This window comes from Sphingomonas sp. HT-1 (genome assembly GCF_048568905.1).
Lineage (GTDB): Bacteria > Pseudomonadota > Alphaproteobacteria > Sphingomonadales > Sphingomonadaceae > Sphingomonas.
Genome location: NZ_CP183770.1, coordinates 2,068,857 through 2,081,811 on the forward strand (window position 1 = coordinate 2,068,857; position 12,955 = coordinate 2,081,811).

At 65.8% G+C, this 12,955-nt stretch carries 12 protein-coding genes and 1 tRNA gene; 10 read left to right on the forward strand and 3 right to left on the reverse strand.

All coding sequences use genetic code 11. The features are described from left to right. Window positions 1–51: 51 nt before the first annotated feature. The gene (locus tag ACNFJ7_RS09535; protein WP_019367697.1) at window positions 52–540 is read left to right on the forward strand and encodes a hypothetical protein; all 489 of its coding nucleotides are present in this window, start codon (window positions 52–54) and stop codon (window positions 538–540) included. Between the two features lie 322 nt (window positions 541–862). Then, window positions 863–1,063 carry a hypothetical protein gene (locus ACNFJ7_RS09540; protein ID WP_019367696.1) on the forward strand — a complete coding sequence of 67 codons (201 nt, stop codon included), beginning with the start codon at window positions 863–865 and terminating at the stop codon, window positions 1,061–1,063. Window positions 1,064–1,130: 67 nt separating this feature from the next. On the opposite strand, the gene ACNFJ7_RS09545 is transcribed toward ACNFJ7_RS09540, so the two are convergent. Next, window positions 1,131–1,217 (reverse strand) — tRNA-Tyr (locus ACNFJ7_RS09545). Window positions 1,218–1,336: 119 nt separating this feature from the next. Here ACNFJ7_RS09545 and ACNFJ7_RS09550 point away from each other — a divergent pair. From ACNFJ7_RS09550 to ACNFJ7_RS09575, 6 genes are all read left to right on the forward strand, one after another. Next, window positions 1,337–2,947: a M20/M25/M40 family metallo-hydrolase gene (locus ACNFJ7_RS09550; protein ID WP_019367695.1), complete on the forward strand. Its 1,611-nt coding sequence runs from the start codon at window positions 1,337–1,339 to the stop codon at window positions 2,945–2,947. Continuing rightward, window positions 2,947–3,693, forward strand: coding sequence for a 23S rRNA (guanosine(2251)-2'-O)-methyltransferase RlmB (rlmB, locus tag ACNFJ7_RS09555; RefSeq protein WP_019367694.1), 747 nt, complete (start codon window positions 2,947–2,949; stop codon window positions 3,691–3,693). Before ACNFJ7_RS09550 ends, rlmB begins: the two co-directional genes overlap by 1 nt. 111 nt (window positions 3,694–3,804) lie before the next feature. After that, the gene (locus tag ACNFJ7_RS09560) at window positions 3,805–4,527 is read left to right on the forward strand and encodes a DMP19 family protein (RefSeq protein ID WP_019367693.1); all 723 of its coding nucleotides are present in this window, start codon (window positions 3,805–3,807) and stop codon (window positions 4,525–4,527) included. A gap of 128 nt (window positions 4,528–4,655) precedes the next feature. Next, window positions 4,656–5,210, forward strand: a complete 555-nt coding sequence (locus ACNFJ7_RS09565) for a DUF1697 domain-containing protein (protein ID WP_037512682.1) — start codon at window positions 4,656–4,658, stop codon at window positions 5,208–5,210. Window positions 5,211–5,465: 255 nt separating this feature from the next. Beyond that, window positions 5,466–6,755, forward strand: coding sequence for an isocitrate lyase (gene aceA / locus ACNFJ7_RS09570; RefSeq protein WP_019367691.1), 1,290 nt, complete (start codon window positions 5,466–5,468; stop codon window positions 6,753–6,755). Window positions 6,756–6,767: 12 nt separating this feature from the next. Continuing rightward, window positions 6,768–6,923 (forward strand): hypothetical protein, encoded by a 156-nt coding sequence (locus ACNFJ7_RS09575; RefSeq protein ID WP_019367690.1) that lies wholly within the window; start codon window positions 6,768–6,770, stop codon window positions 6,921–6,923. Window positions 6,924–6,984: 61 nt separating this feature from the next. Here the strand turns inward: ACNFJ7_RS09575 and ACNFJ7_RS09580 are convergent, their stop codons facing one another. Then, window positions 6,985–8,436, reverse strand: a complete 1,452-nt coding sequence (locus tag ACNFJ7_RS09580) for an MFS transporter (RefSeq protein ID WP_026008801.1) — start codon at window positions 8,434–8,436, stop codon at window positions 6,985–6,987. 144 nt (window positions 8,437–8,580) lie between these two features. Between ACNFJ7_RS09580 and ACNFJ7_RS09585 the strand changes: the two genes are divergently transcribed. Continuing rightward, complete coding sequence (locus ACNFJ7_RS09585; protein ID WP_019367688.1) at window positions 8,581–9,768, forward strand: acyl-CoA dehydrogenase family protein; 1,188 nt, start codon at window positions 8,581–8,583, stop codon at window positions 9,766–9,768. Window positions 9,769–9,815: 47 nt separating this feature from the next. Further along, window positions 9,816–10,604, forward strand: a complete 789-nt coding sequence (locus ACNFJ7_RS09590) for an SDR family oxidoreductase (protein WP_019367687.1) — start codon at window positions 9,816–9,818, stop codon at window positions 10,602–10,604. A 22-nt stretch (window positions 10,605–10,626) separates the two neighbouring features. On the opposite strand, the gene ACNFJ7_RS09595 is transcribed toward ACNFJ7_RS09590, so the two are convergent. Further along, window positions 10,627–12,882, reverse strand: coding sequence for an NADP-dependent malic enzyme (locus ACNFJ7_RS09595; protein WP_019367686.1), 2,256 nt, complete (start codon window positions 12,880–12,882; stop codon window positions 10,627–10,629). Between the last annotated feature and the right edge of the window lie 73 nt (window positions 12,883–12,955).

The window sequence follows — 12,955 nt, forward strand, 5'->3', positions numbered from 1 at the left end:
CACGACCATGTGTTGATCCGGTGACGGCAGTTGCCTTAAGCGTGGGCAACGATGGAGGACAAATTGGGGGCGCATCGCACCACGTTATTCGACGAAGTCGACGCGCGGCTCAGCGATATCAAGCGGCTATTCACGCAGCTTGCCGGCCAGGCGGAGCCCGCGTCTTCCGGCGCGGCGCTGCCGCCGATCGGCCGGCTCGAAATCGCGCGGCTGCTGCTCCACAGCCGCGCGCTGCTCGAACAGGAAGTCGCCGCGGATCTGTTCGCTGATCCCGCGCTCAACATCCTCATCACCCTGTACGTCGCCGGGGGCGAGGGGACCGACGTCTCCACTTCCGCCGCCTGCACCGCGGCCGGTGTGCCCACCACCACCGCGCTGCGCTGGATCAACGCGCTGGCGGAACGCCGGATGATCGACAAGCGCAACCTGCCCAGCGATCGGCGTTTCACCTATCTCGAGCTCTCGGCGCAGACGCGCGCGGCGCTGGATCGCTATTTCGATCTTATCCTGGATCGCGTGAGGGCCCGGCTGCAGCCCTGATTCCGTATTTGCTGCTGAGCCGCTCCAGCGTCAGCGACAGGTGCGCCGCCTCGGCGTCTTCCCCCACCCGGTCGAGCAACGCGATCGCGTCCACAAGGTGCCTGCACACCGTCTCGATCCCGTCGCCCCGTTTGTTCATTGTTCAATCATCCGCGTACCCTTATGTCCACATTGGATTATTTGTGGTGGCGCGGACAAGTCAGGAATAATCCCGGTGCGGGACAGGCAAGCAATGTTGTTCCGGGGTTGGAACGCGATTGGTAATTGCGCCGATAAGTTCAATTTGGATATGAGGCCGGTTCCCCCTTGCTAGGAACTGCCGGTGACACCGCTCTCTACGCTCATCGAGCGCGCTGAAGCGATTTACCTGACCCATGGTGCAGGCAGTGCCGCCTATCTGCTCGAGCAGATCGAGGCCGCGATCCGCGATGGGACGCCGGTGCAGCGCATCCGCGAACTGGATCACATCCTGCAGCTCATCGAATATCGCGAACGTACCCTGGCGGTCTACGGCCGGGGCTGAACGGGGATGCGGCGGCGCTGGCCGCGTGCAGGGGTCGGCGATCGGGAGGGATCGCTCGCAGCGGCGGTGGTGGATAGGGATGGATTCGAACCACCGTAGGGCGAAGCCCGGCAGATTTACAGTCTGCTGCCTTTAACCACTCGGCCACCTATCCATGGAGACCGCCGCTTGCGAGCGAGGGCGGCCCAATGCCGCAGCCACGCGCCCCTGTCAACGCCTTGCGCAGCACGATTTGCATGCATAGCGTCCGCCGCTGCGTTTCAAGGGGGTTTCATGCGCCGTTCCATCACCGTCATCACCGCCGCGTTGCTCGCCGCCGCGCCGATCGCCGCCCAGACGGTGCCCGCCGCCGCGCCCACCGATCGCATCGTCGATCAGGGCACCAACCATTCCGAAGTGATGCGAATCGCGCAGTATCTCACCGATGTGATCGGGTCGCGGCTCACCAACTCGCCTGGCATGCGCAAGGCCGAGGATTGGACGCAGGCCAAGTTCCGCGAATGGGGCCTCGCCAATGTCCACAAGGAAGGCTTCGATTTCGGCCGCGGCTGGTCGAACGAGCGGCTGTCGGTGCGCATGGTCGCCCCCCGCCCGCTCCAGCTGGTCGCAGCCCCGCTCGCCTGGACGCCGGGCACCAGCGGCCCCGTGCGCGGCGAAGTCGTGCTGGCGCCGATGGCCGATCCGTCCGCCTTCGCCGCGCTGAAGGGCAAGCTGCGCGGCAAGATCGTGCTGCTCACCGAGCCGAAGGAGATCAAGGACGCGCTCCAGCCGCCGTTCAAGCGCTGGACCGACGCCGAGCTTGCCGAGCGCAACTATTATGATCTGCCCAACAGCGAACCCGCATCCGGCAACTATGCCGCCCGCTTCGCCTTCGCCGCCAAGCGCGACGCGTTCCTGAAGGAGGAAGGCGCGCTCGGCTATGCCACCATGTCCAGCCGCAACGGCAAGCTGGTCCACGGCCAGAACAGCCAGTTTCAGGTCGGCCAGTCGGGCCTGCTGCCGGGCATCGAGATCGCCGCCGAGGATTATCGCCGCCTCGCGCGTCTGGCGAAGATGGGCGCCAAGCCCGAGCTGGAAATCGATGCCGCCAGCCGCTTCGACGACAGCGATACCAAGGCCTATAACATCCTCGCCGACATCCCCGGCACCGATGCCAAGGCCGGCTATGTCATGGCCGGCGCGCATCTCGATAGCTGGGCCATGGGCGACGGCGCGGCCGACAATGCCGCCGGCTCGGCGATGGTGATGGAAGCTGCCCGCATCATCAAGGCTTCGGGGATCCGCCCCAAGCGCACCATCCGCTTCGCGCTCTGGGCCGGCGAGGAACAGGGCCTGCTCGGCTCGATGGCCTATGTAGAGAACCATATCGCCCGTCGTCCGGTCGATCCCAGCGCCACCGGCATCGTCCGGTACCTGACGTGGAGCGACGCCTTCCCGATCACCCCGGGCCCCGATCACGCAAAGCTCGCCGCCTATTTCAATCTCGACAATGGTTCGGGCAAGATTCGCGGCATCTATGCGCAGGGCAACACGGCCGCGATGCCGATCTTCGAGCAATGGTTCGCTCCCTTCCGCGCGATGGGCGCCACCAGCGTCTCGGCGCGGCGCACCGACAGCACCGACCATGTGTTTTTCGATGCAGTGGGCATTCCGGCGTTCCAGTTCATCCAGGATCCGCTCGACTATGGCTCGATGGTGCACCATACGGACGTCGACACGTTCGATCATCTGAAGGCCGACGATCTGCGCCAGGGCGCGATCATTCTCGCCGCGTTCCTGGTCAACGCCGCCAACAGCGATCAGCCGCTGCCGCGCGCGCCGCTTGCGACCGCGCCGACGCCGGCCGATCGATTCTATCCTTTCCCCTCGGAGGCCGCTCACTGATGAAACGTCGCGGACATCGTCCCAGCCAGGCACCGGCATCGCGGCCCCGCTTCTACGGCCGCCACGCGGTGCTGGCCGCGCTCGCCAATCCCGAACGCACCGTGCGCAAGATCTGGGGCACGCGCGAGGCGCTGTCCGCGCTCGATCTGCCGCCGGTCATTCCGATCACCTATGCCGATGTCGCCGATCTCGGCCGCCTCGTCCCTGCCGACGCGCCCCACCAGGGTCTCGTCGCCGAAGTCGAGCCGCTCGAGGAAATCTGGCTGGGCGATCTGCTCGATCAGGGCGCGGAGGATCAGCGCCCGCTGCTCGTGCTCGATCAGGTGACCGATCCGCACAATGTCGGCGCGATCCTGCGCTCGGCCGCCGCCTTCGATGCGCTCGGCATCGTCACGCAGGACCGCCACGCGCCCCCCGAAACCGGCACCCTCGCCCGCTCGGCGGCGGGCACGCTGGAAGTAGTGCCGTGGGTCCGCGTGGTGAACCTGTCGCGCGCGCTCGACGAGATCGCCGAAGCCGGCTTCTGGCGCGTCGGCCTCACCGGCCATGCCAAGGGCACGCTGAAGGACGTGGCGAACCAGGGCCGCATCGCGCTGGTGCTCGGCTCCGAAGGCGAAGGCATGCGCCAGAACACCGAAGCGCATTGCGACGAACTCGCCCGCCTCCCGATCTCGGCCAAGGTGGAAAGCCTCAACGTCTCCAACGCCGCCGCCGTGGCGCTCTATGCGGTAACGACGCGCGGGTAAGGCCGGGGTGCGCTGGCAGAAACGCATGCTGCGTCACCCCGTCATCCCGGCGGAAGCCGAACGCTGCCCGTCCTCCGTCCGCGAGGACCGGCGGCCCTGCCCGGAGCAAGCGTGACCGACACCCGCCCCATCCTTACCGATACTGCATTCGAAGAAGCGGCCCGCTATGTCGACGAACGCTGGTGGATGACGGGCGAGAACCTCATCCATGTCCCGGCGGTGATGAACGTCGAAGGCTGGAAATATTATGGCAGCCCGGGCAATCTCTTGCTTACGCCCGCGCAGCGCATCTTGATGATGTGGGCCGATATCGTGGGGCAGGTCAGCAACGGCGGCTTCACCCAATATGTCGAGAATTACGCCGACGATCTCGCGCTGGGGGTCGCCGCCGTCGATGCGCTGGAGTGGCCCGAGCTGCGCGAACGCTTCGCCCGCGCCATGGAGGAACAGGCGGGCGACACGCGCGCGCCGAAATGGGTCGGCCCGGTCGCGTTGACCGACGATCCCGAGAAATGGCGCGCCAGTCGCAAGCGGCTGATCCGCCACCTCGCCCGCCGGGGCAAGCCGTGGTGGAAGCCGACGAGCAAGGCCAGTCTGGCATTCGTCGAGCAGCTCTATCCGGAATGGCGGCTGGAGCTGGAATATCAGCGCGCGGTGTTCTCCGGGAAGCTGCGCAGCGGCGGCGAACGGCTGTTCGATTTTGTGCCGCCGCCGACGCACGAAGCGGACGCGTTCGATAGCTGGTTCTACGCGGACAGCACCAAGGCGGCATCGATCACCTATGTCGGCGCTTACCTCCTGAAGGTCCGCGACCAGCTTTATCGGCGGGCCTGAGGTAGGTGCCTGCCCGCAAGCGGCAGCCAAGCATCGCGCCGCGCATTGTATCGGCCGGTCTGCGCCCGCCTTGCCCCATGCCGCTGCCCGCCGGATGGCCCTGGCAGCGCCGGGCAAGGCTGATAAGCATGTCCGCTACCACCGCAGAGGAAGCTGCCATGTCCCACTATGTCGTCCTGTTGCGGGGCATCAATGTCGGCGGGCATCGCCGGGTACCGATGCAGGCGCTTCGGGCGCTCGCTGCCGAACTCGGCTGCCGCGATGCGCAGACCTATGTGGCCAGCGGCAATCTCCTATGTACAAGCGACGAACCGGCGCACCGCGTCGAGGCGGCGTTCGAGCGCGCCCTCGAAGCCCGCTTCGGCTTCGCGGTCGACGTGGTGGCGCGGTCCGCCGCGCAATGGGCGGACTATCTCGACAGCAACCCGTTCACTGCCGAAGGCGAGCAGACACCCAACCTCGTCATGCTCTGCATCGGAAAACAGCCTGCGACATCCGAAGACGCCGCCACCCTGCAGGCTCGGGCCGGCGACAACGAACGTGTCGTGCTGCAGGGCGACGCGCTCTGGCTCTATTTCGGCGACGGATCCGGCCGATCGAAAATGGGGGTCGGCCCCTCCAGCGGCGTCTGGACCACCCGCAATTTGCGGACGGTGCGCAACCTCGCGGCGATGCTCGCGTAGCGCACCATTCGCCGCCTTCGGCAGCGCGACGAGAGCCAGCCGCGCGGGCGGTCTTTCCTACACACGCCTTGTTCTGTATATGTACTCACTGTTCGGGTGAATGGGGAGAGTAAAGGATTTACATCTACACAATGACAGTGCGGCGGACTTCGCACAGCTACACCTCGCAAGCTTGCTGATGGCGCTATCTATCGCGATCCTAAACTTCCTAAACTTAGGCCACACAAGTCGGATGGTTTAGTCAAGGAATTCACAATGCCTCAGCAGCAGCGTTTCGAGGATCTCGTCCCCGCGCCCGCCGGCCGATTCGACGGCATCGCCCGGCCGTACACGCCGGAGGATGTCGCCCGGCTGCGCGGTTCGCTGCCGGTGGAGCACACCCTCGCCCGCCGCGGTGCGCTCAAGCTGTGGGAGCTGCTGCGCACCGAGGATTATGTCCATGCCCTCGGCGCGCTCTCCGGCAACCAGGCGATGCAGATGGTCCGGGCCGGGCTGAAGGCGATCTATCTGTCGGGCTGGCAGGTCGCGGCGGATGCCAATACCGCCGGGCAGATGTACCCCGATCAGTCGCTCTACCCGGCCAATGCCGGGCCGGAGCTGGCGCGGCGGATCAACGCGACGCTCCAGCGCGCCGACCAGATCGAGCATATGGAAGGCGGCGCGACCCGCGACTGGTTCGCCCCGATCGTCGCCGATGCCGAGGCCGGCTTCGGCGGGCCGCTCAACTGCTTCGAGATTATGAAGGCGTACATCGCCGCGGGTGCCGCGGGCGTGCATTACGAGGACCAGCTCGCCAGCGAGAAGAAGTGCGGGCATCTCGGCGGCAAGGTGCTGATCCCCACTCAGGCGCACATCCGCAACCTCGATGCGGCGCGGCTGGCGGCGGATGTGTGCGGCGTGCCGACGGTGATCTGCGCCCGCACCGATGCGGAATCGGCCAAGCTGATCACTTCGGACGTCGACGAGCGGGACCATGCGTTCCTCACCAGCGAGCGGACCCCCGAAGGGTTCTTCCGCCTCAAGGAGGGGACGGGCGTCGACCATTGCATCCAGCGCGGGCTGGCGTTCGCCCCGCATGCCGACCTGCTGTGGTGGGAAACGTCGAAGCCCAATCTCGACGATGCCCGCCGCTTCGCCGAGGCGATCAAGAAGGCGCATCCCAACAAGATGCTGGCGTATAACTGCTCGCCCAGCTTCAACTGGGAGAAGAACCTCGACAAGGACGACATCGCCCGCTTCCAGCGCGAGATCGGCGCGATGGGGTACAAGTTCCAGTTCGTCACCCTCGCCGGCTTCCACAGCCTCAACTACGGCATGTACGAACTGGCGCGCGGCTATCGGGATCGCGGCATGGCGGCCTATTCGGAGCTGCAGCAGGCCGAGTTCGCGGCGGAGGCCGACGGCTATACCGCGACGCGCCACCAGCGCGAGGTCGGCACCGGCTATTTCGACGCCATTGCTCAGACGGTGGCGGGGGGCGCCAGCTCCACCACCGCGCTCGCCGAGAGCACCGAGGCCGCCCAGTTCACCAGCGAAGCAGCGTAAGGAGAGTATGTGATGTCGAACGAACCGCAGCGCAGCCGCGCCGTCTTCTCCACCGAGGATTTCCGCCTGCTCCGGGAGGCCGTCGGGGCCCATCTGCAGGCGGTGAAGGACAAGCCGGAATCGGTGAAGTTCTCCAACCTCTACCACCGCTTGGGCCGCGTGGCCTGACGTCTTTCCTGGGGAGGAAAGGATGCCCGCCGGGTCGAGGACCTGGCGGGCATTTCCGCGCTCAGTCGGTCCGCGCGCCGAGCTGCGCCAGCCGGGCGGCATGCTCGTCCTTGCCGAAGGGGAAGCGCCGGTAGAAGAACGCCGCGATGCCGCCGAGCAGCAGGTACACGGCGCAGAAAATGAGGGTGAACCGGTCGATCACGCCCTCGGGCACCGTTCCCGGCTTGGCGCCGTCGGGGAAGCCGGAGAGACTGAGGATCAGCCCGGTGAGGAAGATGCCGAGCCCGCTCGAGCATTTCTGGACGAAGAAGAATCCGGCGAAGAACACGCCTTCGGATCGCTGGCCGGTGTCGACCTCGGAATGTTCGACGACATCGGCCAGCATCGAGGCGCCGAGCATCGTCGAGGAAACGCCGCAGGTCGCGTTGGTGGTGAAGATGGCGAACAGCAGGGGGATCAGCCACGGGCTGCCGGGCGCCGGAAATGCGCCGGCGAGCCGCAGCAGATACGGAAGCGTCAACAGCATCACCGCAGCCGCCAGGAACGTGGTCGCCGCCGCCGGCTTGCCGAAGCGCCGGGCCATCCGGGGAGCGATCAGGAAGGCGAGCACGACGCCCAGGAACAGCGTGCCGCCAAGCAGCTGGAAGGCGACATTGTCGAACCGCCAGACATGGGCGTAAAGATAGTTCGACATCGAAAAGCTGATGCCCTGCGCGGTGAAATAGCAAAGCCCGGCCGCCATCAGCACCAGGAAGGCCGGATTGCCGAGCGCCGCGAACAATTCGCCCAGGCTCTCGCGCAGCGGCTGCCGTTCGATCTCCACCTTGGGCAGGTTGCGGATCTCATGGTGAGTGCCCCGGGCCGAGGCGAGGATCGCCACCACCATCAGCAGCCCGCCGCCCAGCGCGAAGCCGGGATAGCCTGCCCGATCGAACTGGCCGTTCGGCTGGCCCGGGCCTTCGGCCAGGAACCAGGCATAGGAGAGCACGAGCATTGCCATCCCTCCGCCCCAGCCGAACAGGAAGCGATAGGCCATGATCCGGGTCCGCTCCTCATAATCGGCGGAGAGTTCGGGGCTCAGCGCCTGCGACGGCACCTCGAAAGCGGAAATCGCAGTGCGTACCAGCACCGCGGTGACGAACAGCCAGCCGAGCAGCGCCGTATGCGACCAGGTCGGCGGGTTCCACAGCAGCAGCCAGCCGATGCCGATCGGCAGTGCCGAGGCATACATCCAGGGATGCCGCCGCCCCCAGCGGCCGCGCGTCCGATCCGAAAGGAAACCGATCAGCGGGTCGATGAACGCGTCGAGCAGCAGCGCACACATGATGACGAAACCCACCTGCGCGGCGGGCAGCCCGATCACCTGGTTGTAGAACAGCAGCAGGAAGGTGACGAAGCAGAAGTCCTTCACGCCATAGGCGACCGCCCCAAAGCCATAGGCGAGCATCGTCGGCGTCGCCACCCGTCGCCTCGGCGGAACGGGTGCAGGTGCGGCGGCGGTGCGACCGGCCATGGCATTCTTCTCCTCTGCGCCCCCTGCCCGTCCGATACAGACTGGCTCCCCACCGGGCAAACGAAACCATTTGGAAGATCCAGTATGGTTGCAGACGCAGGAACTTACGGTATGAGGGCTGGTGGTTTGAATAGAGAGGATGCCATGGCGCTCGAACCGGAGCTCTTCGACGCACTGCTCCACACCGTTCGCCGGTTCGTATCGGAGCGGCTTCGCCCGCTGGAGGCGGAGGTCGAGGCGGCCGATGCCGTGCCCGAATCGATAGTCGAGGAAATGAAAGCGCTCGGCCTGTTCGGCCTCTCTATCAGCGAGGAATATGGCGGCCTGGGCCTCACCATGGCGGAAGAGTGTCGCGTAGCAATGGAGATGGGGCGCACCACACCCGCCTTCCGCTCGGCCTTCGGCACGAATGTAGGCATTGGTAGCCAGGGGCTGGTGATCGCTGGCACGCCAGAACAAAAGGCTGCCTGGTTGCCGCGCATCGCTCGCGGCGAAATCATCACCAGCTTCGCCCTTACCGAGCCAGACGTGGGATCGGACTCCGCTTCGGTGAAGACCCGGGCAGATCGCAACGGCGATGCCTATCGGCTGCGCGGCACCAAGCGCTACATCACCAATGCCGATAAAGCCCAGCTGTTCACGGTGATGGCACGCACCGGCAGCGAAGCGGGCGGACGCGGAGTCTCGGCCTTTCTCGTGCCGCGCGACCTGCCCGGCGTGTCAATCGGCGAGCCCGAGAAGAAGATGGGCCAGAAGGGAGCGCGCGTTGCCGACGTGATCTTCGACGATGTGCTTGTGCCTGCGGAGAACCGGCTTGGGGCGGAGGGCGAAGGCTTCCATATCGCAATGCAGGTGCTCGACCGGGGGCGGCTCCATATCGCTGCCGTCTGCGTCGGCGTGGCCGAGCGACTGATCGCCGACTGCGTGGCCTATGCCAGCCAGCGCCGGCAGTTCGGCAAGGCAATCGCCGAGCACCAGCTGATCCAGGCGATGCTGGCGGATTCGAAAACGGAATCGCTGGCCGCGCGTGCGCTGGTACTGGAAACTGCCGCCGCCAAGGATGCGCTGGATCAGCGGACTGCCCGGGAGGCATACCGCCCCGCACATGGGGCAAGCACTACGATGGAGGCGGCGGCAGCAAAGTATTTCGCCAGCGAAATGGTGGGCCGCGTCGCCGACCGCGCCGTCCAGATCTTTGGCGGCGCAGGCTACATCGCCGATTATGGGATCGAGCGACTGTACCGCGATGTCCGGCTGTTCCGCATCTACGAAGGCACCAGCCAGATCCAGCAGCTGATCATCGCCCGCGAGATGCTGAAGCGGGGTGGGTAACAACGCCCCTCCTCCACGAGGAAGAGGGTTCGGAGAGGGAGTTTGGCATGAACGTATCTTCGCTGTTTCGCCTAGACGGCCGCGTAGCGCTGGTAACCGGCGGCTCGCGGGGCATCGGCCGAATGATCGCCGAGGGCTTCGTCGCCTCGGGCGCAAAGGTCTACGTGTCGTCGCGCCGGGCGGATGCCTGCGAAGCAACCGCAGCAGCGCTCGGGCCGAACTGCGTGCCCCTGCCGCATGATGTTTCGACCGTCGACGGCTGCCGCGCGCTTGCCGCCGATCTGGCCGCCCGGGAGCAGCAGCTCGACATCCTCGTCAACAATGCCGGTGCCGCCTGGGGCGAACCGTTCGAGAGCTTCCCCGAGAAGGGCTGGGACAAGGTCATGGACCTAAACGTCAAGTCACCCTTCTTCCTAACCCAGGCGCTGCATGGCCTGCTCAAGGCCAGCGGCACGCGCGAGCGCCCGGCCAAGGTGATAAACATCACCTCGATCGACGGACAGCGGCTCAATGCCTGGGAAACCTATAGCTATCAGGCCTCCAAGGCGGCGCTGATCCACCTTACCCGGCGCATGGCGGCGCGACTGGTGCGCGATCAGATCCACGTCACCTCGATCGCCCCCGGCGCCTTCCCCAGCGACATGAACAAGGCCGCACGCGACCATGGCGGCACCGTCGCCCAGGCGATCCCCGCCAAGAGGATCGGCGTGGCCGAGGACATGGCCGGCGCGGCGATCTACCTCGCCAGTCGGGCGGGCGACTATCTGGTGGGCGAAACCGTCACGGTCGATGGTGGTCTGGTCAATGCCGCGCTGGGGGCGAGCATCGACGGCTGATCCGCCGATGCTCGCCTTGTCGTCAGCGCGCGATGTCGCCCGCGGCGAGCACCGCCAGCGTCACCAGTTCGCTGGCGGTGGAAGTCATCGGTGCGATCTGCACCGATTGCTCCATGCCGATCAGCATCGGCCCAATGGTGGAATCGCCGCCCAGTTCGCGCAGCAGCTTGGCCGAAATGTTGGCCGATTGCAGACCCGGCATGATCAGGATGTTCGCCGGACCGGACAGGCGCGCGAACGGATAATTAGCAAGCAGCTTCGGGTTCAGCGCCACATCCGGCGCCATGTCGCCCTCATATTCGAAGGTCACGCCGCGCGCGTCGAGTACCTTCACCGCGTCACGGATATTGTCGACCCACTTGCCTTCGGGATTGCCGAAGGTGGAGTAGCTGAGCAGCGCCACGCGCGGTTCGTGGCCCATTCGGCGGGCGACCTGCACAGTGCGCTCGGCGATATCTGCCAGTTCCTCGCCGCTCGGGCGTTCGTTCACCGTGGTATCGGCAATGAACACCGTGTGCGACTGGCCAACCAGAACATGGATGCCGAAGGGCGTGCGACCGTCGACCGGATCGATCACGCGACGCACCTGGCGCATCGTCTCGGCATAGGTGCGAGTGACGCCGGTAATCATCGCATCGGCATGGCCCAGGCGAAGCAGCAAGGTGCCGAAGATGTTGCGGTCGCGGTTGACCATGCGCTCGCAATCGCGGCGCAGATAGCCACGGCGCTGGAGCCGCGTGTACAGCGTCTCCACCATTTCCTCGACCAGCGGCGAGTTGACGCTGTTGTGCAGTTCGAAATGATCCGGGTTGGCGCCGAGCTCGCGCAGGCGATCGTGCACCGACTCGCGGCCCACCAGCACCGGCGTGCCATAGCCGCCCTCCTGGAAGGCGATAGCCGCGCGCAGCACCACTTCTTCCTCGCCCTCGGCGAAGATAACGCGCTTTGGCCGAGCGCGGGCGCCCTCATAGGCCATGCTGAGCACCGACGTGGTCGGGTTCATCCGCGCGCGCAGTTGCTGGCGATATGCCGTCATGTCGATGATCGGGCGGGTCGCCACGCCCGAATCCATCGCCGCCTGGGCGACGGCGGCGGGAATGATCTCGATGAGGCGCGGATCGAACGGCGTCGGAATAATATAGTCGGGGCCGAAGCTGTGCGACGTGCCATAGGCGGTCGCCACTTCCTCGGGCACCTGCTGACGGGCGAGTTCGGCCAGCGCGCGCGCGGCGGCGACCTTCATAGCATCGTTGATCCCCGTCGCACGCACGTCGAGGGCGCCGCGGAAGATGAACGGGAAGCAGAGTACGTTGTTGACCTGGTTCGGATAATCCGAACGGCCGGTGGCGATGATCACGTCCGGGCGGACGCGCTTGGCCTCGGGCGGGGTGATCTCGGGATCCGGGTTGGCCATTGCAAAGATGATTGGCTTCGGTGCCATCTTTGCGAGCAGCTCGGCCGGCAGCGCGTTCGCGGCGGAAAGGCCAAGGAACACGTCCGCGCCCTCCAAAGCTTCTGCCAGCGTGCGTCGGTCGGTTTTGGCGGCATGAGCCGACTGCCACTGGTTGACGCCTTCACGGCCCTGATAGATCACGCCGGTGCGGTCGCACATCAGCAGGTTGTCCTGCGGCAGACCCATCGCCTTGATCAGTTCGGTGCAGGCGATCGCGGCGGCGCCGGCACCGTTGACGACGATTTTGGTCGTCTTGAGGTCACGGCCGGTGAGATACAGCGCATTGATGATGCCAGCGGCGGCGATAATCGCGGTGCCGTGCTGGTCGTCATGGAACACGGGGATGTTCATTCGCTCGCGCAGCGTCTGCTCGATCACGAAGCATTCAGGGGACTTGATGTCCTCCAGGTTGATTCCGCCGAAGCTCGGCTCCATCAGTTCCACCGCGTCGATGAAGCGATCGACATCCTCCGTCTTCAGCTCGAGATCGATCGAGTCGACGTCGGCGAAGCGCTTGAACAGCACCGCCTTGCCTTCCATCACCGGCTTGGACGCCAGCGCGCCGAGATTGCCGAGGCCCAGGATCGCGGTGCCGTTGGAGATGACCGCGACGAGGTTGCCCTTGGCGGTATAGTCATAGGCGGTTGCCGGATTTTCGGAGATGGCCAGCACCGGCACCGCGACGCCCGGTGAATAGGCAAGCGCCAGATCTCGCTGGGTTGCCATCGGCTTGGATGCGACGATCTCGATCTTACCGGGCCGGCCTTCGGCGTGGTAGCGAAGTGCTTCGCGATCGGAAAACTGGACGTTGCTCTCTTCGGCCATCCGTTCGGCTCCTAATTTCTCGGACTGTTTCCGCCCCTAAAGCAGCCCGAAGCAGCGATTGCAAACCGCAGAA

Excerpts from the sequence above, each read along its gene's own strand:
- ACNFJ7_RS09535 (WP_019367697.1), top strand. The coding sequence starts at position 52 with ATGGAGGACAAATTGGGGGCGCATCGCACCACGTTATTCGACGAAGTC.
- ACNFJ7_RS09550 (WP_019367695.1), top strand. The coding sequence starts at position 1,337 with ATGCGCCGTTCCATCACCGTCATCACCGCCGCGTTGCTCGCCGCCGCG.
- rlmB (WP_019367694.1), top strand. The coding sequence starts at position 2,947 with ATGAAACGTCGCGGACATCGTCCCAGCCAGGCACCGGCATCGCGGCCC.
- ACNFJ7_RS09565 (WP_037512682.1), top strand. The coding sequence starts at position 4,656 with ATGTCCGCTACCACCGCAGAGGAAGCTGCCATGTCCCACTATGTCGTC.
- aceA (WP_019367691.1), top strand. The coding sequence starts at position 5,466 with ATGCCTCAGCAGCAGCGTTTCGAGGATCTCGTCCCCGCGCCCGCCGGC.
- ACNFJ7_RS09575 (WP_019367690.1), top strand. The coding sequence starts at position 6,768 with ATGTCGAACGAACCGCAGCGCAGCCGCGCCGTCTTCTCCACCGAGGAT.
- ACNFJ7_RS09580 (WP_026008801.1), bottom strand. The coding sequence starts at position 8,436 with ATGGCCGGTCGCACCGCCGCCGCACCTGCACCCGTTCCGCCGAGGCGA.
- ACNFJ7_RS09585 (WP_019367688.1), top strand. The coding sequence starts at position 8,581 with ATGGCGCTCGAACCGGAGCTCTTCGACGCACTGCTCCACACCGTTCGC.
- ACNFJ7_RS09590 (WP_019367687.1), top strand. The coding sequence starts at position 9,816 with ATGAACGTATCTTCGCTGTTTCGCCTAGACGGCCGCGTAGCGCTGGTA.
- ACNFJ7_RS09595 (WP_019367686.1), bottom strand. The coding sequence starts at position 12,882 with ATGGCCGAAGAGAGCAACGTCCAGTTTTCCGATCGCGAAGCACTTCGC.